At 66.2% G+C, this 18,634-nt stretch carries 18 protein-coding genes; 8 read left to right on the forward strand and 10 right to left on the reverse strand.

What is annotated here, in order from left to right; translation table 11 throughout:
- Positions 1–13: 13 nt before the first annotated feature.
- Positions 14–463, reverse strand: a complete 450-nt coding sequence (locus tag QZ471_RS18000) for a GyrI-like domain-containing protein (RefSeq protein ID WP_295466307.1) — start codon at positions 461–463, stop codon at positions 14–16.
- Positions 464–545: 82 nt separating this feature from the next.
- Positions 546–1,169 (reverse strand): TetR/AcrR family transcriptional regulator, encoded by a 624-nt coding sequence (locus QZ471_RS18005; RefSeq protein WP_295466309.1) that lies wholly within the window; start codon positions 1,167–1,169, stop codon positions 546–548.
- A 72-nt stretch (positions 1,170–1,241) separates the two neighbouring features.
- Here QZ471_RS18005 and bdcA point away from each other — a divergent pair, with 72 nt between their 5' ends.
- The gene (bdcA, locus tag QZ471_RS18010) at positions 1,242–1,955 is read left to right on the forward strand and encodes an SDR family oxidoreductase (RefSeq protein WP_295466311.1); all 714 of its coding nucleotides are present in this window, start codon (positions 1,242–1,244) and stop codon (positions 1,953–1,955) included.
- 36 nt (positions 1,956–1,991) lie between these two features.
- On the opposite strand, the gene QZ471_RS18015 is transcribed toward bdcA, so the two are convergent.
- Positions 1,992–3,254 (reverse strand): Hsp70 family protein, encoded by a 1,263-nt coding sequence (locus tag QZ471_RS18015; protein WP_295466313.1) that lies wholly within the window; start codon positions 3,252–3,254, stop codon positions 1,992–1,994.
- A gap of 129 nt (positions 3,255–3,383) precedes the next feature.
- Here QZ471_RS18015 and QZ471_RS18020 point away from each other — a divergent pair, with 129 nt between their 5' ends.
- On the forward strand, positions 3,384–4,139 hold the full coding sequence (locus tag QZ471_RS18020) for a CPBP family intramembrane glutamic endopeptidase (protein ID WP_295466315.1): 756 nt from the start codon (positions 3,384–3,386) through the stop codon (positions 4,137–4,139).
- Here QZ471_RS18020 and QZ471_RS18025 read toward each other — a convergent pair.
- Positions 4,124–4,561 (reverse strand): DUF393 domain-containing protein, encoded by a 438-nt coding sequence (locus tag QZ471_RS18025; RefSeq protein ID WP_295466317.1) that lies wholly within the window; start codon positions 4,559–4,561, stop codon positions 4,124–4,126. The genes QZ471_RS18020 and QZ471_RS18025 overlap by 16 nt on opposite strands.
- 153 nt (positions 4,562–4,714) lie before the next feature.
- Between QZ471_RS18025 and QZ471_RS18030 the strand changes: the two genes are divergently transcribed.
- Complete coding sequence (locus QZ471_RS18030; RefSeq protein WP_295466319.1) at positions 4,715–5,512, forward strand: SDR family oxidoreductase; 798 nt, start codon at positions 4,715–4,717, stop codon at positions 5,510–5,512.
- On the opposite strand, the gene QZ471_RS18035 is transcribed toward QZ471_RS18030, so the two are convergent.
- Positions 5,509–6,243: a DUF502 domain-containing protein gene (locus QZ471_RS18035; RefSeq protein WP_295466320.1), complete on the reverse strand. Its 735-nt coding sequence runs from the start codon at positions 6,241–6,243 to the stop codon at positions 5,509–5,511. The two genes, QZ471_RS18030 and QZ471_RS18035, sit on opposite strands and share 4 nt — an antisense overlap.
- A gap of 133 nt (positions 6,244–6,376) precedes the next feature.
- On the opposite strand from QZ471_RS18035, the gene aroD reads away from it, so the two are divergent.
- Positions 6,377–7,240 (forward strand): type I 3-dehydroquinate dehydratase, encoded by an 864-nt coding sequence (gene aroD / locus QZ471_RS18040; protein ID WP_295466322.1) that lies wholly within the window; start codon positions 6,377–6,379, stop codon positions 7,238–7,240.
- On the opposite strand, the gene QZ471_RS18045 is transcribed toward aroD, so the two are convergent.
- The gene (locus tag QZ471_RS18045; RefSeq protein WP_295466324.1) at positions 7,235–9,052 is read right to left on the reverse strand and encodes a S9 family peptidase; all 1,818 of its coding nucleotides are present in this window, start codon (positions 9,050–9,052) and stop codon (positions 7,235–7,237) included. The two genes, aroD and QZ471_RS18045, sit on opposite strands and share 6 nt — an antisense overlap.
- A 340-nt stretch (positions 9,053–9,392) precedes the next feature.
- Between QZ471_RS18045 and QZ471_RS18050 the strand changes: the two genes are divergently transcribed.
- Entirely contained in the window at positions 9,393–9,758 is a 366-nt protein-coding gene (locus QZ471_RS18050) for a hypothetical protein (RefSeq protein WP_295466327.1), read from the forward strand.
- 155 nt (positions 9,759–9,913) lie between these two features.
- Here QZ471_RS18050 and QZ471_RS18055 read toward each other — a convergent pair whose 3' ends face one another.
- The 3 genes from QZ471_RS18055 to QZ471_RS18065 form a co-directional block, all read right to left on the reverse strand.
- Entirely contained in the window at positions 9,914–10,978 is a 1,065-nt protein-coding gene (locus QZ471_RS18055) for a PA0069 family radical SAM protein (RefSeq protein WP_295466329.1), read from the reverse strand.
- Positions 10,979–11,113: 135 nt separating this feature from the next.
- The gene (locus QZ471_RS18060) at positions 11,114–12,382 is read right to left on the reverse strand and encodes an OprD family porin (protein WP_295466331.1); all 1,269 of its coding nucleotides are present in this window, start codon (positions 12,380–12,382) and stop codon (positions 11,114–11,116) included.
- A gap of 257 nt (positions 12,383–12,639) precedes the next feature.
- Positions 12,640–14,037 carry an MFS transporter gene (locus QZ471_RS18065; RefSeq protein WP_295466333.1) on the reverse strand — a complete coding sequence of 466 codons (1,398 nt, stop codon included), beginning with the start codon at positions 14,035–14,037 and terminating at the stop codon, positions 12,640–12,642.
- A 431-nt stretch (positions 14,038–14,468) separates the two neighbouring features.
- On the opposite strand from QZ471_RS18065, the gene quiC reads away from it, so the two are divergent.
- The 3 genes from quiC to QZ471_RS18080 all read left to right on the forward strand — a co-directional run bounded on the left by quiC (position 14,469) and on the right by QZ471_RS18080 (position 17,490).
- On the forward strand, positions 14,469–16,373 hold the full coding sequence (quiC, locus tag QZ471_RS18070) for a 3-dehydroshikimate dehydratase QuiC (protein ID WP_295466335.1): 1,905 nt from the start codon (positions 14,469–14,471) through the stop codon (positions 16,371–16,373).
- 47 nt (positions 16,374–16,420) lie between these two features.
- Positions 16,421–17,083, forward strand: a complete 663-nt coding sequence (locus QZ471_RS18075) for a TetR/AcrR family transcriptional regulator (protein WP_295466337.1) — start codon at positions 16,421–16,423, stop codon at positions 17,081–17,083.
- A gap of 104 nt (positions 17,084–17,187) precedes the next feature.
- Positions 17,188–17,490, forward strand: coding sequence for a hypothetical protein (locus QZ471_RS18080; protein ID WP_295466339.1), 303 nt, complete (start codon positions 17,188–17,190; stop codon positions 17,488–17,490).
- A gap of 276 nt (positions 17,491–17,766) precedes the next feature.
- On the opposite strand, the gene QZ471_RS18085 is transcribed toward QZ471_RS18080, so the two are convergent.
- Positions 17,767–18,624, reverse strand: coding sequence for a glucose 1-dehydrogenase (locus QZ471_RS18085; RefSeq protein WP_295466341.1), 858 nt, complete (start codon positions 18,622–18,624; stop codon positions 17,767–17,769).
- Positions 18,625–18,634: the final 10 nt, after the last annotated feature.

Raw genomic sequence — 18,634 nt, forward strand, 5'->3', positions numbered from 1 at the left:
TGACGGCAACCTTCTAGAACACCGGCACGTAGATGTAGATCTGCGAATCCTGGGCATCCACCCCGGTGAAGGCCTCGGTGTAGTGCTCGAAACAGGCACCGGGACGGGGTTGCAGGCCGCGGGCGGGGAGCAGTTCGGCGAACAGCCGGCCGAGACTCTTGGCGACGCTGGGCGCGGTGCCCAGGTGCACGTAGCGGGCATAGCGGCCTTCCGGCAGTTCCTGGCGCACCATACCGGCAGGCAGCGGCGCGCCCGGCGCGGTGGCCACGGCAGCCAGATAGTGCATGGCGCCAGCCTGGCGCCAGCTCAGGCCATACCACTCGGCCTCGCCTTCGCGGCCGGTAATCTCGCCCGCGCGGTCGGCGAAGCGCCGCCAGAGGGCGGCGATGTCTTCGCCCTGGCCGGGCTCGAACAGCAGGCCGGTGACTTCCAGGGCGGGATGGTCGACGATTTCCAGCGACATGGGACAGACTCTCTCGAAGATGGCTTGAAGGCCGCCACCTTACTCCAGCGGCGCCGCGCGGTCAGCCACGGCGGCCGTCGGACTAAAGGTCGCAGCCGTCAAGGCGTGCTCCATCCGCGGCAAGCGCCTGGGTCAGCGCCAGGCCCGCCAGGCGTGCACTCGCCAGCAGGCGCTCCACGCTCTGGCCATGCCGGGCGCTGGCAGAGAGTCCGGCCATGGTGGTGATGACGAAGTCGGCCAACTCCTCCGCACGCTGCGGCTGGCAGGCGGCGATCCGGGCCCTGATCAGCGCCTGGGCCGCCTGGTGGTAACGGTCGGCTGCCGCGCGGGCCTGGGGATCGTCGGAACGAGTGCCTTCCAGCACCAGGCAACCGGTCGCGCCGGGATCGACCGCATAGCTGCGCGCCGCCTCTTCCAGCACCTGCGTCAGGGCCACCGCCAGAGACTGCTCGGCCTCCAGGATCTGTCTTAGCAGCAGGGCGCCATTCGAGATGTAGCGCTCGAGCACGCGCTGGTACAGCTCGAGCTTGCTGCCGAAGGCCGCATAGAAGCTCGGCGGCCTGATCCCGAGTGCCTGGGTCAGATCGGCCACGCTCACCCCGTCGTAACCCTTTTCATGGAACAGGCGCTGAGCCTGGACGAGGGCTTCGTCCGGATCGAAGCGGCGCGGTCGTCCACGAGGTGCGGGTTTATTTGTAGTGTTCATTACAAAAATGCTTTGACAGAGGTTGGGTGAGGTTTATTGTAGCACTCACTACATTAATCAGGAGTTAGGGTCATGGCGAATTTTGCAGGCAAGAAGGTCTTGGTGCTGGGCGGCAGCCGCGGCATAGGCGCAGCCATCGTACGGCGCTTCGCCGCCGAGGGTGCCCGGGTGACCTTCACCTATTCCAGCTCCCAGGACGCCGCCCAGGCGCTGGCTGCGGAAACCGGTAGCACAGCCCAAGCGACCGACAGCGCCGACCGCGACGCGGTCATCGCCCGGGTGCGGGACAGCGGCCCGCTGGATGTGCTGGTGGTGAATTCCGGCGTCGCCCTCTTCGGCGATGCGCTGGAGCAGGACCCGGACGCCGTCGACCGGCTGCTGCGCATCAATGTGCAGGCGCCCTATCACGCCGCGGTGGAAGCCGCGCGGCAGATGCCGGCTGGTGGCCGCATCATCGTGATCGGCTCGGTGAATGGCGACCGCATGCCGGTCCCCGGCCTGGCCGCCTACGCCGTGAGCAAATCCGCGCTGCAAGGCCTGGCCCGTGGCCTGGCGCGGGATTTCGGACCGCGCGGCATCACCGTCAACGTGGTGCAGCCGGGGCCCATCGATACCGACATGAATCCGGCCGATGGACCGCTGAAGGAAATGATGCACAGCTTCATGGCCATCAAGCGCCATGGCAGCGCCGAAGAGGTGGCCGGCATGGTCGCCTGGCTGGCCGGCCCCGAGGCCGGCTTCGTCACCGGTGCCATGCACACCATCGACGGGGCCTTCGGCGCCTGATCGAGCGCGCGACCGGCGCCGAGCTAGGCGGCAACCCTAGCCGTAGCGCTTGAACGCCTCGATGGCCAGGCCGTTGCCGATGTTGCCGAAGCGGTCGCCGTCCACCAGGCGGGCGCCGGGGAAACGCTTGGCCAGGGTCTGGCGCAGCGCCGGGATGCCGCTGGAGCCACCGGTGAAGAACAGGCTGTCGACCCGCGCCGGGTCGAGGTCGGCGCGCGCCAGCAGGTCGTCCACGCCACGGCTCAGGCGTTCCAGTTGCACGGCGATGGCGGCGTCGAACAGCGGGCGTTCGAGGTCCGCGGCCAGGCCGGTCTCGATGCGGTCCAGGCGCAGGGTGCGGCGCCAGTCGTCGGTCAGGGCGATCTTGGCGTCTTCCACCTGGATCGCCAGCCAATGGCCGGCGCGTTGTTCGATGAGCTTGAACAAGCGATCCATGCAGCGACTGTCCTGGGCGTCGTATCTCATGTCGCGCAGGGCCAGCACGCTCTTCTTGGCATAGACGGCATTGATGGTGTGCCAGGTTGCCAGGTTGATGTAGTGGCTGGTGGGCATGGTGGCGCCGCTCTTCATGGCGCTGCCGTAGCCCAGCAGCGGCATCACGCCCTCCAGGCTGAGCTGGCGGTCGAAGTCGGTACCGCCGACGTGCACGCCGCCGGTGGCGAGGATGTCGCCGGCACGGTCGGCCAACTCGCGCCGCTCCGGCGCCAGGCGCACCAGGGAGAAGTCCGAGGTACCGCCGCCGATGTCGACGATCAGCACCAACTCCTCCCGCTCGATGCTGCGCTCGTAGTCGAAGGCGGCGGCGAGGGGCTCGAACTGGAAGGAGATGTCGCTGAAGCCCACCTGGCGCGCCACGGCGGCCAGGGTGTCCTCGGCTTCCTGGTCGGCGACCGGATCGTCGTCGACGAAGTGCACCGGGCGGCCCAGTACCACGGCGTCGAAGGCGCGGTCGGCCTGCTGTTCGGCGCGCTGCTTGAGGGTGCCGAGGAACAGTCCGAGCACCTCGGTGAAGGGCAGGGCGCTGCCGAGGATGCTGGTTTCGCCCTTGAGCAGGCTGGAGCCGAGCAGACTCTTGAGCGATCTCAGCAGCCGCCCTTCGTAGCCTTCCAGGTATTCGTGCAGCGCCTGGCGGCCATAGGCCGGACGGCGCTCTTCGGCATTGAAGAAGATCACCGAGGGCAGGGTGGCCTTGCCGTCTTCGAGGGGCAGCAGCACGTCGCCCGAGGGCCGCAGCCAGCCGGCGGTGGAGTTGGAGGTACCGAAGTCGAGGCCCAGGGCGCGGGCGGGCAGAGCAGCCATGTCAGGATCCGTAACGCGAACAGCCGCGCAGTTTAGCCGAGACGCGCTCTCAGGCGAACCCTGGCCCGGTGCCAGCAACCCCGCAGGAACCGCTAGACTGGCGGTTTTTCCCGAGGGTTCCGTGCACCCATGGCGCGCTCTTCTTGCTGGTGGCGGTCGCTGCCGCCCTTGGCCCTGCTGCTGGGCGGTGCGCTCGCCGGGCTGGTCCAGCCGCTAGGACTGCTCTGCGGTGTGCTGTTCCTGGCTTGGCTAGGGGCGCGGCCGTGTGTCGCACCCCAGATCTGGCGGTCGGTGACGCTGGTGACGGCCGTGCTGTTCGCTGCCCATCTCGTGCCAGGGTTCGTGCCCCTGCCGCTGGGGCCACCCCGGGACCTGGGCGGCTCCCAGCCCTGGCAACTGCGGCTGGCGCTGGACAAGGCCTTGGTCGCCCTTGCGCTGTTGCTGGCCTGGTGGGGAACCCCGGTAGGGCCGTGGCGTGTGCGACCGCTGCTGGCCACGGTCGGTCTGACTCTGGTCGGCGTGCCCGCTCTCGCCCTGGCTCTGGGCATCCTCGGCTGGCAGCCGAAGTGGCCGGAGGGTCTGCTGGCCTGGCTGGCAATCAATCTGCTGGTGACCTGCCTGGCCGAAGAACTGGTGTTTCGTGCCTTGCTGCAGCGCTGGCTGGCGGCGACGTTCGGTCCCGTCCGCGGCCTGTTGCTGGCCAGCCTGCTGTTCGGTCTCGCCCATTTGCCGGCTGGTGTCGGCTTCGCCGGGCTGGCTGGTCTGGCTGGTGTGGGTTATGGGCTGGCTTTCCACTGCTCGGGCAACCGCCTTTGGCCGGCGGTGCTGCTGCACGGCGCCCTCAACACCCTGCATCTGCTGTTGCTGACCTATCCCTTGCGCTGATCCTCGCGGCGCCGGTCCAGGGCGCAGACTTCAGCCTGGCAACGCCGACTGCCCTCGGGGTGGGGCAGCCAGGTCAGGCCTGGGCGCAGCTTGAGAAAGAGCCGATAGCCCAGTTCCAGGAATGGCCGTAGCGGCCGCCAGGCCAGCGGCCGGGCCCAGCGTCCGAGTCCAGCGGTGCGCCAGCTCCAATAGGTGGCGTCCAATCCCTTGAACCAACGGCCATCGGCATCCCGCGCGTGCAGCAGGTCGAGCATGACTTGGCGCGGTGGGGCATCGGCAGGGGCCTGGTAGTCCGGCGCGGCCAGATCGACCAGGTGTAGGCGGCTCGGATCGGCATGGCGGCGCAGCCAGGCGATTTCGCGGGCGCAGAGCGGACAGGCGCCATCGTGATAGAGGGTCAGGGGCAGGCGAGGTGCGTGCATCGTCAAGGTCCTGGGTGTCTTGTCCATCTGGACCGGTCGCCGCGGCCGCCGTTGCGCTTTCCGCCGAACGGTAAGCGCAACGCTGGCTCGCGGCGAGTCGGAAACAGAGACGCCGAATGACGGCACTCTACGCAATCAATGAACGAGGTCGCTATGGATCTGGGAATCAAGGGGCGTGTCGCCCTCATCACGGGGGCCAGCGGTGGCATGGGTCTGGCCACGGCGAAATTGCTGGCCGAGGAGGGCGTCAAGCTGGTGCTCTCCGACCTGGAGCAGGACAAGCTCGAAGAGGCGGCGAAGAGCCTGCCGGGCGAGCCGCTGCTGATCGCCGCCGACATGACCGACCAGGCCGCGGTGAACAAGCTGGTGGAGCAGGGCGAGTCCCGTTTCGGCCAGATCGACATCGTCGTCCATACCGCCGGCGTCACTGGCGCCAAGGGCGATCCACTGGAGCTGGAAGATGCCGACTACGAGGAAGCCTGGGCCACCGACTTCTTCTCCGCCGTGCGCGTCGCCCGCGCTGCCATTCCGCGCATGCGCAAGCGTGGCTGGGGTCGCTTCGTCTGCATCACCTCGGAAAACGCCGTCCAACCCTATTGGGAAGAGGCCGTCTACAACGTAGCCAAGGCGGCCCTGGCGGCATTCATCAAGAACCTCTCCTACAAGGAAGCGGCCCACGGCGTGTTGTGCAACACCGTCTCGCCGGCCTTCATCGAGACCGGCATGACCGACGGCATGATGGAAAAGCGCGCCAAGGAATTGGGCGTTTCCTTCGAGGAAGCCATCGAAAGCTTCCTCGACGAAGAGCGGCCCGGCATCGTGCAGAAGCGTCGCGGCAAGGTGGAAGAGGTGGCCGCGGCCATCGCCCTGCTGGTGTCCGAGCGCGCCTCCTTCATCAACGGCAGCAATCTGCGCGTGGATGGGGGATCGGTCCAGGCAGTGCAGAACTAAGAGGAACGGGGCGGCTCCTCGGCCGTCCCCTGTTCCTGCTGACGACGTACCGCCTCGTCCAGGGGAATGAATTCCACCTGCCGATCCTTGACCACCGGCGGCAGGGTGATGCCCATGGAGACATAGATACTGGTGAACATATCCACCCCCATGTCGGCCGGTTTCACCCAGTCCACCGGCACATAGAGCAGGCCGCCGCCGACCGGTACCGGCGCCGAGGGCACCAGCACCGCGTGGTAGTGGCGACCGTCGATGTCGACCACCGCCGGATTCGGCAGCAGCGCCAACACGGCCACGCCCTGGCCACCGAAGAAGCACCACACCGGACTCATGGCGCGGATGTCCGCTCCACCTTCCTTGCGATCGAGCAATTCGACGAAGCGCTCGGCCAGACCATAGAGTTTGCCGAACACCGGAATGCGCCGGAACGTGACGTTGGCGAACCAGGCCAGTGGCCGGCGCAGGCCCAGCTTCACTGCTATGCCCAGCGGATAGAGCAGTACCAGCAGCACCAGAGTGCCGATGCCGTAGGCCGCCAGGGAGTTACCGACGAAGGGATGCCCGACCGCCACGAATAGCTGGCCGAGGGTGGTGTTGGGGCCGATCAAGCCATTGAGGAAGCTGACGATCCAGCCGATCAGGGCCAGGGTCAGCACCAGGGGCAGCAGGAGCAGCAGCCCGGCCAGCCAGGTGGACACGATGCTTTCGAAACCGCGACGAACGAAGGGCATGCAGGGACTCGATGGCTAAAGTGCCAGTCTACGCCAGCCGGGCGATCAGCGCCCGCCAAGTGCTGATCGGCGGGCACTTGGTCGCGGCAGCGCAGGTCTTGAAGACAGTCGCCTTTCGTTCTGGAGTCCTGTGATGCCCCTCACGCTTCGTCCGCTGCTCCTCGCGGCACTGCCCCTCGCCCTGTACGCCGGCTTATCCCTCTGCTCGACCGCGCAGGCGGCCACCCAGCCGGTGCAGGTCCGGGATCTGCGCATTGGCGAAGGGCGGCCGAAGATCATCGTTTCCACCTCGGGCAAGACGGCCGAGCAGGTGCTCGAACAAGGCCGAGCTGCTGCCGCTTCCCCCGCCGTCGACCTGCTGGAGCTGCGCCTCGATCTGCTGGCCTTCGCCACGGATGCCGACCAGGTGGCCGCTTTGGGTCGGCAACTGGTGCAGACGCTGGGCGGCAAGCCCCTGCTGCTGACCTTCAGGTCCAGGCGCGAAGGCGGTGCTGGCGAGCTGGACGATGCGGCCTATGCGGCGCTTTACGGCAAGCTGCTGCAAGCCGGCTTCGCCGATCTGATCGACGTGGAGATGCGCCGCGACGAGCGCCGGGTCAAGGCGTTGGTGGTGGAGGCGCACAAGACCGGCGCCAAGGTGATCCTCTCCAGCCATGACTTCCAGGGCACGCCGGGCAATGCCGAGCTGCTCAAGCGCTTGCAGCGCCAGCAGACCCTGGGCGCCGACATCCTCAAGCTGGCGGTAATGCCGCGGGATGGTGGCGATGTCGCCCGCCTGCTACAGGTGACCTGGACCCAGCACCAGCGCAGCCCCAAGCCGCTGCTCATCATGGCCATGGGCGGGGTCGGCGCCGTCTCCCGCCTGGCCGGCGAGACCTTTGGCAGTGCCCTTACCTTCGGCAGCCAGGGCCAGGCGTCGGCGCCGGGCCAGATCGAGGCGGACGTCCTGCAGCAGACGCTGGAGGCGCTGCACCGGGCGCGCCAGTCCTCGTCATAGCCAGCGAAGGTAGAAGGCCGCTTCCTGCTCAAGTGCATCCGCCTGGTTGGCCGCGCGGCGAAAACCGTGGCCCTCGTCCGGATAGCGCCGCACCACCACCGGCACGCCGCGTGCCTCCAGGGCAGCGGCCATGGCATCGGTCTGCGCCGGCACCACCACGGCGTCCTTGAGCCCCTGGAAGAAGATCACCGGCACCTGGATGCCCTCGGCATGCAGCAGCGGGGTACGCGCCTCGTAGCGGGCGCGGTCGGCCTCGGGGTCGCCGATCAGCCAGTCGAGGTAGTCGGCCTCGAACTTGTGGGTGACCTTGGCCAGCGCCAGGGGATCGCTGACGCCATAGAGGCTGGCACCGGCGCGGAAGACATCGCGGAAGGCCAGGGTGCAGAGCGCCGTATAGCCACCGGCACTGCCGCCACGGATGAAGGCGCGTTGCGGATCGACGTGGCCCTGGCGCCCCAGGTACTCCACCGCTGCACAGGCGTCTTCCACGTCGACCTCGCCCCAGCGCAGGTGCAGCGCCTGGCGGTAGGCGCGGCCATAGCCGCTGCTGCCACGATAGTTGAGATCGGCCACGGCGAAGCCCTGACGGACCCAGAACTGGATGCGCGCATCGAACACCGGATAGGTACAGGATGTCGGGCCCCCATGGATGCTGACCAGCAACGGTGGCGGACCCTCGCCGCGGTCTTCGGGCAGATAGAGAAAACCCTGGGCCTGGCCATCGCCGCTGGGATAGCTCAGGCGTCGCGGAGCGACGATGGCGGCCTCGGGCAGGGGCGCCACCCCACCACTGACGATCTCCATGGCGCCCGTGCGGCGGTCGATGGCCAACACCGCCGAGGGCCGGGTCGGTGCCGCGGCAATGCAGTAGCTATGGGTTTCGTCCAGGGCCAGCCCCCGGAACCTGCTGAAGTCCGCCGCCAGACGCTGGACCTGGCCATCCGCACGACGCTCGCCAAGCACCCCGAAGCCGTCTTCCTGCCAGGTCGCCAGCCAGCCTTCCGCCGTGGGTAACCAACTGGCGCCGCCCAGTTGCCAGGGGGCGGCGGCATGATCCGCCGCCGGCGCCGCCTGGGGGGCGAAACCGTCGTCTGTCTCGCACCAGGGTTGCCACCAGCCCTGGCGGTCGCTCAGCGCCCACAGCCGGTGCTGGCCATCGAAGAGCGGCTGCTGCAGCGATTCCTCGGGATCGGCGGCAACTACCGTGGACGTCCCGGGCAGCCCTTCGGCGTCCAGGGGGGCCACCAGCAGCCGAGTGCGCGTCCAAGGCTGGTGCGGTCTATCCCATTCGATCCAGGCCAGGCGCCGGCCATCGGCGCTGGTACGGGGGGCGGCGTAGAAGTCCGCGCCCTCGGCCAATACCCGGCGCTCGCCCGTCCGCCCGAGCGCGACCAGGCGATGGCGTGGCGGTTGTTCGCGGCGGTCTTCTTCCACGGACAGGATTCGCCCGTGCCGGGCATCCCAGTGCAGATCGCCATAACGCCACTGTTCACCACCGGCCAGGCGCTCGGGCGCGCGGCCGTCCAGGGGCTGCCGATAGACCGCCTGGTCGGCCTCATTGACGAACACCGGCCCCGCATCCGCCAGGCACAGCGCGCCGCCGCCGTACTCATAGACCTTGCTGCGCAGGCTGAACCCCGCCGGCGTGAGACAGACCGGCGCGCTACCGGCCTGGCGCCGCCACAGCCGGGTGGCGCCATCGGTGGGGTCGTATTGGCTCCAGTAGAGCCCACTGGCATCGACCTTGAGTTCGGCGAAATCGATACCGGCGGCAACGGCCTGGGCCGGCGTGAGCGGGGTAGGGGTGGTCATGGCGACTCCAGAAACAGGCACAGCCGTCTAGCCTAGCAGCTGAGTGCGGACGGCGAGGCGGGCATGCCGGCTCCTGCGGGTGGTGACCGGCCAAACCGTTACCACCTTGGCCTCTCCAGGCACAGGATCATTACCCCTCTCCCTTTGGGAGAGGGTTGGGGTGAGGGGGCAGCAGCGCCGAATTCCACCGGTGCCTGGCCTCAGGCTGGTAGACATAGGCCCCATGACTCGGCTGCCAAACCAGCGTAGTCTGCACATTCAACGGTCATGGCACCTGGCCGTGACCCGTGTCGTCCTATTCCATTGCGCCCGTCAGCCGCGCCTCAGGCCGGAGGTCGTCATGCCTCGTCGTGTTTTGCCTTGGTCGTCCGTCCTGCTGCTGTGCCTGGCCAGCTCCTCGGCCCTGGCGCTGGACCTGAGCCTGCCACCCAGCGAGCAACCCCAGGCTTCCCTGGACCAGGTCGCACCGGCCTTTCCCGTGCAACACGAGTCTTCTGCCGCACCTGATCTGGGCGACGGGGGCACCTCACTCTTCAGCAAGCTGCCGAAGGTGCACGGCACCCTGGGCTACGGGGTGATGATGGGGAAGGGACTGCCGAATGGCGTGGAATCGGCGACCCACCTGGGCCTCGAAACCCAGGCCACCGACCACATCAGCATCGGCCTCGGCCTGACCCAGTGGCAGGGTGGGCGTGTCCTGCCTTGAGTCCGCAGGCGCTGCAATGATGATTTAGCCGAGCTAGGCAGCGCTTTTGGTCCGCTTCGGTTGAGCACCATAGCGCCATAGGATCCGTCGCGGCCGTTGGTCGAACAACGGAAAATTTCCCGCTCATGCTGGCGCGACTGTTTGCAGCACCTCCGTCAGAACAACCCCAACTGCTCCCCTGGCGGCGCGAACTGGCTGCAATCCAGGCCCTCGCCGTCACGCCGCTCCAAACCGAAGCGTCGCCGCGCCAGGCGAAAGCGCTGGGCCAACAGTTCGGCGAATTGGCCCTCGCCCTTCATGCGGATGCCGAAGCGGCTGTCGTAGTTCTTGCCGCCACGGGACTGGCGGATCAGGCTCATCACATGGGCCGCTCGCTCGGGGAAATGCGTCTGCAGCCACTCCTCGAACAGCTCGACGATCTCCAGCGGCAGGCGCAACAGGGTGTAGCCCGCCGACCGCGCACCATGGTCGCGCGCCGCTTCGAGCATGGCCTCCAGCTCGTGATCGTTGATCATGGGGATCATCGGCGCCAACAGGACGCTCACCGGTACGCCGTGCTCGTGCAGGCTGCGCATGGCGCGTAGCCTGGCTCCAGGCGCCGCCGTACGGGGTTCGAGGATGCGCTTGAGGTCGTCATCCAGGGTCGTCAGGCTGAAGGCGACCCGCACCAGATTGCGCTCGGCCAGTTGGGTGAGCAGGTCCAGGTCGCGCAGGATCAGCGCGCTCTTGGTAATGAGGGTCACCGGGTGGCGGTAACGCAGCAGGATCTCCAGCGCCTGGCGGGTCAGTTGGTATTGCCGCTCGATGGGCTGGTAGCCGTCGGTGTTGATGCCCAGGGCGATGGGCTGCGGCTGGTAGCCCGGCTTGCTCAGCTCCGCCTCCAGCCGCTCGGCCAGATTGGTCTTGGCGATCAGCTTCGTCTCGAAGTCGATCCCCGGTGACAGATCCCAGTAGGCATGGGAGGGACGGGCGAAGCAGTAGATGCAGCCATGCTCGCACCCGCGATAGGGATTCACCGAGCGATCGAAGCCCACGTCCGGCGACTGGTTGCGGCTGATGACGGTCTTCGCCGTTTCCTGACGCACCTCGGTGGTGAAGGTCAGCGGCGTCGCCTCTTCGTACCAGCCATCACGCTCCGCTTCGCTGCGGGTCGCGGCGAAACGATTGTGTGGATTGCTGGCGGTACCACGGCCGCGTGGTGGGCGTTGGGGCTGGGTCATGGCCCTGTCTCGTATCTGTATTTTTATACAGTATAAGACCTGGCCAAGCAGGACAAGGGCCGCCTATCATCCCTTCTCGTTAACGCTGGAGTGCTCAGCGGCTGCCTCTGTGGCCACCGAGCACTCCCTCTCTTCTTACAACACCGAGATCGGGTAGTTGAAGATGATGCGGTTCTCGTCGAAGGAGCCGCTGGCGCTGTAGTCGCGTCTCATGCTGGAGTTGCGCCAGCGGACCAGCAGTTTCTTGAACGGACCGCTTTGGACCTCGTATTGCACCTCGGACTCGCGGCCCCATTCCTTGCCGTCGGTGATGGTGCCGGTGTGCACGTTGTCGCCGCTGAGGTAGCGGTTCATCAGCGTCAGACCCGGTAGGCCGAAGGCGGCGAAGTTGTAGTCGTAGCGTACCTGCCAGGAGCGTTCGCGAGCGTTGTCGTAGCTGGAGTTATAGCTGTCGTTGGCCAGGGTGCCGCCGCTGGTGCCATTGACCCTCATCCAGGCACTGTCGCCGCTGACGCGCTGCAGACCGACATAGAAGGTACCGCCGCCCTGCTTGGCCGAGAGCAGCGCATAGGCGGTGCGGTTGTCCAGGGCACCGGCTCGCGCGGAGCCATCGTCTTCGCCAATGAAGTAGCCGAGGTTGGCGCCCAGGGTCCAGCTGCCCACCGGCTGGTAATGGATCAGGTTGATGAACTTCTGGTGGTAGATGTCTTCGAGCTGGGCATACCAGAGGCCGATCTGGGTGCGCTTCTCGTTGAACTTGTATTCGCCACCGACGAAGTTGAAGCGGTCGGAGGTGGCGTTGGCGCGGCCCTGCATGAACATGTCCTGCATGCTGGCATCGTTGCGCGGACTGTTCTGGCGCATCTGGCCGCCCCAGAGTTCCAGGTTCTGGATCTCGGTGGAGTGGATCTGGGCGCCCTGGAAGGTCTGGGGCAACGAGCGGCCGTCGTCGGATCTGAGGATGGGCAGTACGGCGAACCATTCGCCCACCTTGACGTCGGTCTTGGACACCTTGGCCTTGGCCGCCAGGGCCAGCCGGCCGAAGTCCTTGGCCGGTTCGTTGCCGGCGTGGGTAGGCAGCAGCTGGGTCCCGTAGGTGCCGGCGCCGCCATCGAGCTTGACCGAGTACAGGCCCAGGGCGTCGATACCGAAGCCCACCGGGCCCTGGGTGTAGCCGGAGGTCAGACCGAAGATGAAGCTCTGGGTCCATTCCTCGGCCTTGTTCTGCGCGGTGTAGGCCGGATCGACGAAGTTGCGGTTGAAATAGAAGTTGCGCAGGTTGAGGTTGGCCTTGGTGTCTTCGATGAAGCCGTTGTCCGCGGCCCACAGCGGAGCGGTACTGGTCAGGGCGGCGAAGGTGGCGCAAGCGCGGGCCAGCCGGCGGGAAGCGAGGCGAGTGCTCATTGGGTGATCCTTGTTTTTATGACTGAGAGGTGCCCTGCCGGCGCGGGAGGCGGCATCTGACGAGGGCGGGAAGCTAGAGGGGAGGGGGTGGAACGCTAAGCGGTCGATGGCGACATGGGGATTCCTTTCTTATTTGAATTATCGGAACGCGCTGACCGAGACGGTCAGCGAACTAGTTATATGACAACGTATATCTTGCGGCAAGGTGACCTGGGTCGTAGGCGGGAGTCCACGGGGGACGAGGACTCCCGCTCCACTCAGACGCTGGCCTTGAGGCTGTCCTGGCGAGCCGTGTCGTAGGCAGCCTTGTCCATCTGCCGGGCGCCCGGCTTGCCCAGATCGCTCATGGGCACACGGTAGGTTTCCGGCGACAGGAAGGCGGCCAGGGCCGACAGGCAGGTCACGCCAAAGGCCAGGCCACCGACCACCAGCCAGATGTTCTCGGTACCGGGCGGAGCGACCAGGGTGAACAGGGCCGGCAGCATGGCGGTGAGCATGGTGCCGATGTTCTGAGCGATGGCCATGGCCGAAACGCGGTAGCGGGTCTGGAACTGCTCCGGGTAGAAGCTTGGGAAGACTGCGTTGTAGCCCTGGTAGACCACACCCCACATCAGTAGCGACATGACGAAGGCCAGTGGCAGGTTGTGGATGCTTATGGCGTAGAGGTAACCGAAGGCCAGCAAGCCGGAGCCCAGGGCGCCACCGATCATGGTCGGCCGGCGGCCGATGCGATCGGAGAGGTTGCCGACGAAGGGGATCACCAGCACCGCGACGATGTTGCCCACCACCGGTATCCAGAGGTAGACGCTCTTGTCGAAGCCGATGCCATAGGCCGGCTGCACCGCGTAGGCCGCACCGAAGATGGTGGCGACCACCGGGATGACGTTCATCAGCGCCATCAGGGCGACCAGGATCATGGACTTCCAACTGGTGGTCAGGGCTTCACCGATGGGCGAGCGCTTGGGGGCGGCGGTCGTCTCGGCCTTGGCTTCTTCCTTGACGAAGGCGGGCGTCTCGTGGACCTCGCGGCGGATGATGTAGCCGGCCAGCAGGACGAAGGCGCTGAGCAGGAAGGGAATGCGCCAGCCCCAGCTGTTGAAGGCATCGGCGGGCATGAAGTAGGCCAGGGGCAGGAAGATCGCGGCGGCCATGACCTGACCGGCCTGGACGCCCTGCAGGGTGAAGCTCGCGTAGTAGCCACGCCGTCCGAAGGGGGCGTGTTCGAGCACCATGGAGCTGGCGCCGGAGATTTCGCCGGCCACGGCGAAGCCCTGGATTAGCCGCAGCACCACCAGCAGGATGGGCGCGAGGATGCCGATCTGGTGGTAGGTGGGCAGCAGGCCGACGGCCATGGTGGCGATGCCCATGAGGAACATGCACAGCAGCAGGACGTTCTTGCGGCCGCGGGTATCGCCCCAGTGACCCAGCACGAAGGCACCGACCGGACGGGCCAGGTAACCTACGCCATAGGTGGCGAGGGAGGCGACGATGGCCATCTTGGGATCGGTGGAGGGAAAGAATATCTGGGGGAAGATCAGGGCCGCCGCTTGGGCGTAGATGAAGAAGTCGTAGTATTCCAGCGCCGAGCCGATCCAGCCGCTGGCAGTGGCTTTCTTGGCTTGGGAGCCGGTGGTAGAGGAGGCGGTATTGGCCATAATTGTCTCCGGATTATTGTCAGGCCTGAGGTGCAACGGGACAGCCGACGTCCTGGTGACGCGGGGTCCGCAAGCGATAGGTATGGAGAGGCCCGGACTAGCCGTCGCCGGCGACACGCAAGAGGTGACGAGCGAAACGGGGGGCGAAATATAGCGTGGATAGCGGGAGCATGGGCGCACACTCTTCTTGTTCGTATTGTTCTTTTGGCTGCGTCGAGCGTTGGCTCTGGCGTCATAGTGCGAGCGGTCTGGAAGGCGGTCAATTCGATAAACGACCTTGCGTTCGATTAGCGAACAAAAACTAACCGGTTCGTACAAAGAGCGCTGTCACCGGGTTCCGCCTCAGAGAATAATTTGCCCAGCGCTGACGAACCAGCTTGAATGTTTCGCGGTCATCCAAGCGGCAATGGTCAACCAACAGGAGTTCCGGCATGCACCGTTCCATCGCCACCGTATCTTTGAGCGGCACCCTTCCCGAAAAGCTCGAAGCCATAGCCGGCGCGGGATTCGACGGTGTCGAGATCTTCGAGAACGACCTGCTGTATTCCGGGGCCAGTCCGCGCGAGATCCGCCAGCTGACCCAGGATCTGGGGCTGGCCATCACCCTGTTCCAACCGTTTCGGGACTTCGAAGGTTGCCGCCGCGAGCGGCTATCGCGCAATCTCGACCGGGCCGAGCGCAAGTTCGACCTGATGCAGGAATTGGGCACCGACCTGATCCTGGTGTGCAGCAACACTGCGCCCGACAGTCTGGGTGACGAACGCCTGCTGGCCGATGATCTGCAACTGCTGGCTGAACGCGCGGCCGTGCGCAAGCTGCGCATCGGCTACGAGGCCCTCGCCTGGGGCCGTCACGTCAACACCTGGCAGCAGGTCTGGCGCCTGGTGAAGGAAGTCGATCATCCCAATCTCGGCGTGCTGCTCGACAGCTTCCACACCCTGTCCCTGGGTGGCGATCCGGCCGGCATCGCCCAGATTCCGGGCGACAAGATCTTCTTCGTACAGATGGCCGACGCGCCGTTGCTGCAGATGGACGTGCTGGAGTGGAGCCGGCATTTCCGCTGCTTCCCCGGTCAGGGCGAATTCGATCTGGCGGGTTTCCTCGCGCCCATCCTGCGCAGCGGTTATACCGGTCCGCTGTCCCTGGAGATCTTCAACGACGGCTTCCGCGCCGCCCAGACCCGCGCCACCGCGGCGGACGGCCTGAGATCCCTGCTCTATCTGGAGGAGAAAACCGCCGAACGCCTGGCCCGCGAAGAGGCTGCGCCCGTCGCCGCGCCGCTGTTCGCGCCGCCGCGGCCGTCGCGCCTGGAGGGCGTTGAATTCCTGGAATTCGCCGTGGACGATGCCCATGGTGCGCAACTGGCCACCTGGCTGGGCAAACTGGGCTTCGCCAAGGCCGGGCGCCATCGTTCGAAGAACGTCACCCTGCTGCGCCAGGGCGATATCAACATCGTGCTCAATGCCGAACCCTATTCCTTCGCCCACAACTTCTTCGAGGCCCACGGGCCGTCGCTGTGCGCCACCGCCTTGCGCGTACCGGACAGCCAGGTCGCCCTGGAGCGGGCTCGGCAGTATCGCGCCCAGCCCTATCGCGGCCTGGTCGGCCCCAACGAGCGGGAGATTCCGGCGGTCCGCGCCCCCGACGGCAGCCTGATCTACTTCGCCGACCGCGGTACCGACGGTCGCACCCTCTACGACACCGATTTCGATGTGAGCGCGGGCGCCAGCGGCGGCCTGGGGCTGACCCGGGTCGATCACGTCGCCGAGGCCCTGCCGGCCGATGCCCTGGATGGCTGGGTGCTGTTCTACAAGAGCCTGTTCGACTTCAGCGCCGACGACGAGGTGGTGGTCCCCGACCCCTATGGTCTGGTCAAGAGCCGTGCCCTGCGCAGTCGCGAGTCCAACGTGCGGCTAGCGCTGAACATCTCGGAAAACCGCAACACCGCCATCGCTCGGGCGCTGTCCAGCTATCGCGGTTCGGGGGTTCATCACGTCGCCTTCGCCTGCGACGATATCTTCCTGGCCGTCGAACAGGCCAAGGCCGCCGGGGTGCCGCTGCTGGAGATTCCGATGAACTACTATGACGACCTCGGCGCTCGCTTCGATTTCGACGACGACTTCCTCAGCCGGCTGGCCTACTACAACGTGCTCTACGACCGCGATGCCAGCGGCGGTGAGTTTTTCCACGTCTATACCGAGTCCTTCGCCGACCGATTCTTCTTCGAAATCCTGCAGCGCAAGGATTACAGTGGCTACGGTGCCGCCAACAGCCCCGTACGGCTGGCGGCCATGGCCGCCGCTCGCCAGGGGCGCCCCGCCCCCGTGAAACTCTGAGCCGGACCTGCACGGGTCCGGCCTTTACCTGACAAGAGCCAGACCCGATGCAGGACTCCCCGGCGCTACAGCCGACGCCCACTACCAAGACTGGTCGCAAGAACAACCCCGAGAAGACCCGCCAGGCAATCCTGGCGGCCGCTGTGGCCGAGTTCGCCGACCTGGGCCTGACCGGTGCCCGGGTGGATGCCATCGCCGAACGCACCCACACCTCCAAGCGGATGATCTACTACTACTTCGGCAGCAAGGAGGAGTTGTACCTGGCCGTGCTGGAGAAGCTCTACAGCAACGTCCGCGCGACCGAAGCGCAATTGCCGCTGGACAGCCTGCCGCCGCTGGAAGCCATCCGCAGGTTGACCGAATTCACCTTCGAACATCACCGCAGCCACGATGACTTCATTCGCTTGGTGAGCATCGAAAACATCCATCGCGGCCATCACCTGGCGCGTTCCGAGACCATCTCCAGCCTGAACCTGTCGGCGCTGCAATCCATCCGCCGCATCCTCGAGCGAGGGGAGGCCAGCGGCGAAGTCCGTCCCGGTCTCGATGCGGTGGACGTGCACCTCCTGATCAGCGCCTTCTGCTTCTTCCGTGTCTCCAACCGCCATACCTTCGGCCTTATCCACCGCGTCGATCTGGACGACGACGACTCGGTGCGTCGGCACAAGGCGATGATCGGCGATGCGGTGGTGGGGTATTTGAAGCCTTGAGTGGCTGCCGTTGGTGCCGCTAATGGCGCCGCTTCAGCCTTGCGGACGTGTGCAATGGTTTCCATGGCGGTAGGGTGGCGCCTTTCGAACAGGGAGGTTTGCCCATGAAAGCCCAACTGATGCTCGCCATCGCGAGTGCTACCCTGGCAGTTGCCAGTCAAGCAGCGGATTACGATATAAAGGCCTACTGCAGTTCGGTCAGTGACGCTGTGGGAGGAAGTGCGCAGATTGAGCTGACCTGTCGCAAGCAAGAGGAGCGTGCCAAGGCATCGATAGCGGGCAAGCATGCCTCTGCCAAGACCCTCGCCTACTGCCAAAGCGTGGGTGATGCCATCGGTGGGAGCTACCAGATCATGGCCACCTGTATCAATCAGGAGATGGCGGCCAAGGCACAGCTGGATCGTTGAAATTCGGTAAAGCCTCGTTGGTGGGCTGCGTCTGTTTAGGTGCCGGTTCTCGGTAAAGACGCGAGTGCTAGGCGGCCCTCACCCCAGCCCTCTCCCAGAGGGAGAGGGGGTGCCCGGTAAACCTTCCGATGAGAGATTTGAATCAGCGTAGTGGTGCTCTGGCGTTATCAGGAGCTACAAGCTGGCGCCCCAGCTACGGCTACACACCTATCCAACCCCCTCTCCCTCAGGGAGAGGGTCGGGGTGAGGGCAAACCCGGGTACCCCATCAACTCCCTTAGAGCACCGGCATCCCCCCCGTCACCGGCAGCATGGCGCCGGAAATGTAGCTCGCTTCATCGGACGCCAGCAGCACATAGGCCGGCGCCAGTTCGACGGGCTGGCCAGGGCGACCCAGCGGCGTGCTGCTGCCGAACTGCTCGGGCTCGTCGGGCTTCATGGTGCTGACGATCAATGGCGTCCAGATCGGGCCGGGGGCCACGCTGTTGGCGCGGATGCCCTTGTCGCCCAGCAGTTGTGCCAGGCCCGCGGTGAAGTTGGCGATGGCGCCCTTGGTGGCCGAGTAGGCCAGCAGCGTCGGCGGGGCGATGTCGGCATTGATCGAGGCGGTGTTGATGATGGAGCCACCGCGCGGCATGTGCTTCACCGCCGCCTGGGTGATGCGGAACATCCCGTGGATGTTCACGTTGAAGGTATGCACCCATTCCTCGTCGGGAATCTCGTCGAGGCTGTCGCGCACCTGCTGAAAGGCAGCGTTGTTGACCAGCACGTCGATGCGCCCGAAGGCCTCGACGGTCTGCTGTACCACGTCCAGGCAGGTCTGGCGCTCGGCCAGGTCGCCCGGCAGCAGCACGGCCTGGCGCCCAGCCTCGCTGACCAGGCGGGCGGTCTCCTCGGCGTCCTCGTGCTCATCCAGGTAGGAGATGGCTACGTCGGCGCCTTCTCGGGCGAAGGCGATGGCCACGGCGCGGCCGATGCCGCTGTCGGCACCGGTGATCAGGGCTTTCTTGCCCGCCAGGCGACCCGAGCCACGATAGCTCTCGGCGCCGCTATCGGGCCGCGGGTCCATACGGGCTTCGGAACCGGGAAAGGTTTGCGGTTGGGGTTTCAACGGAGGCTTGGGATGGTCGGTCATAGGGGACTCC

The organism is uncultured Pseudomonas sp. (assembly GCF_913774235.1).
In the GTDB taxonomy this organism is placed as follows: domain Bacteria; phylum Pseudomonadota; class Gammaproteobacteria; order Pseudomonadales; family Pseudomonadaceae; genus Chryseomonas.

Excerpts from the sequence above, each read along its gene's own strand:
- QZ471_RS18015 (WP_295466313.1), bottom strand. The coding sequence starts at position 3,254 with ATGGCTGCTCTGCCCGCCCGCGCCCTGGGCCTCGACTTCGGTACCTCC.
- QZ471_RS18055 (WP_295466329.1), bottom strand. The coding sequence starts at position 10,978 with ATGACCCAGCCCCAACGCCCACCACGCGGCCGTGGTACCGCCAGCAAT.
- QZ471_RS18035 (WP_295466320.1), bottom strand. The coding sequence starts at position 6,243 with ATGCCCTTCGTTCGTCGCGGTTTCGAAAGCATCGTGTCCACCTGGCTG.
- QZ471_RS18030 (WP_295466319.1), top strand. The coding sequence starts at position 4,715 with ATGGATCTGGGAATCAAGGGGCGTGTCGCCCTCATCACGGGGGCCAGC.
- QZ471_RS18065 (WP_295466333.1), bottom strand. The coding sequence starts at position 14,037 with ATGGCCAATACCGCCTCCTCTACCACCGGCTCCCAAGCCAAGAAAGCC.
- QZ471_RS18020 (WP_295466315.1), top strand. The coding sequence starts at position 3,384 with ATGGCGCGCTCTTCTTGCTGGTGGCGGTCGCTGCCGCCCTTGGCCCTG.
- QZ471_RS18000 (WP_295466307.1), bottom strand. The coding sequence starts at position 463 with ATGTCGCTGGAAATCGTCGACCATCCCGCCCTGGAAGTCACCGGCCTG.
- QZ471_RS18005 (WP_295466309.1), bottom strand. The coding sequence starts at position 1,169 with ATGAACACTACAAATAAACCCGCACCTCGTGGACGACCGCGCCGCTTC.
- QZ471_RS18080 (WP_295466339.1), top strand. The coding sequence starts at position 17,188 with ATGAAAGCCCAACTGATGCTCGCCATCGCGAGTGCTACCCTGGCAGTT.
- QZ471_RS18075 (WP_295466337.1), top strand. The coding sequence starts at position 16,421 with ATGCAGGACTCCCCGGCGCTACAGCCGACGCCCACTACCAAGACTGGT.
- quiC (WP_295466335.1), top strand. The coding sequence starts at position 14,469 with ATGCACCGTTCCATCGCCACCGTATCTTTGAGCGGCACCCTTCCCGAA.
- QZ471_RS18085 (WP_295466341.1), bottom strand. The coding sequence starts at position 18,624 with ATGACCGACCATCCCAAGCCTCCGTTGAAACCCCAACCGCAAACCTTT.
- QZ471_RS18045 (WP_295466324.1), bottom strand. The coding sequence starts at position 9,052 with ATGACCACCCCTACCCCGCTCACGCCGGCCCAGGCCGTTGCCGCCGGT.
- bdcA (WP_295466311.1), top strand. The coding sequence starts at position 1,242 with ATGGCGAATTTTGCAGGCAAGAAGGTCTTGGTGCTGGGCGGCAGCCGC.
- aroD (WP_295466322.1), top strand. The coding sequence starts at position 6,377 with ATGCCCCTCACGCTTCGTCCGCTGCTCCTCGCGGCACTGCCCCTCGCC.
- QZ471_RS18050 (WP_295466327.1), top strand. The coding sequence starts at position 9,393 with ATGCCTCGTCGTGTTTTGCCTTGGTCGTCCGTCCTGCTGCTGTGCCTG.
- QZ471_RS18025 (WP_295466317.1), bottom strand. The coding sequence starts at position 4,561 with ATGCACGCACCTCGCCTGCCCCTGACCCTCTATCACGATGGCGCCTGT.
- QZ471_RS18060 (WP_295466331.1), bottom strand. The coding sequence starts at position 12,382 with ATGAGCACTCGCCTCGCTTCCCGCCGGCTGGCCCGCGCTTGCGCCACC.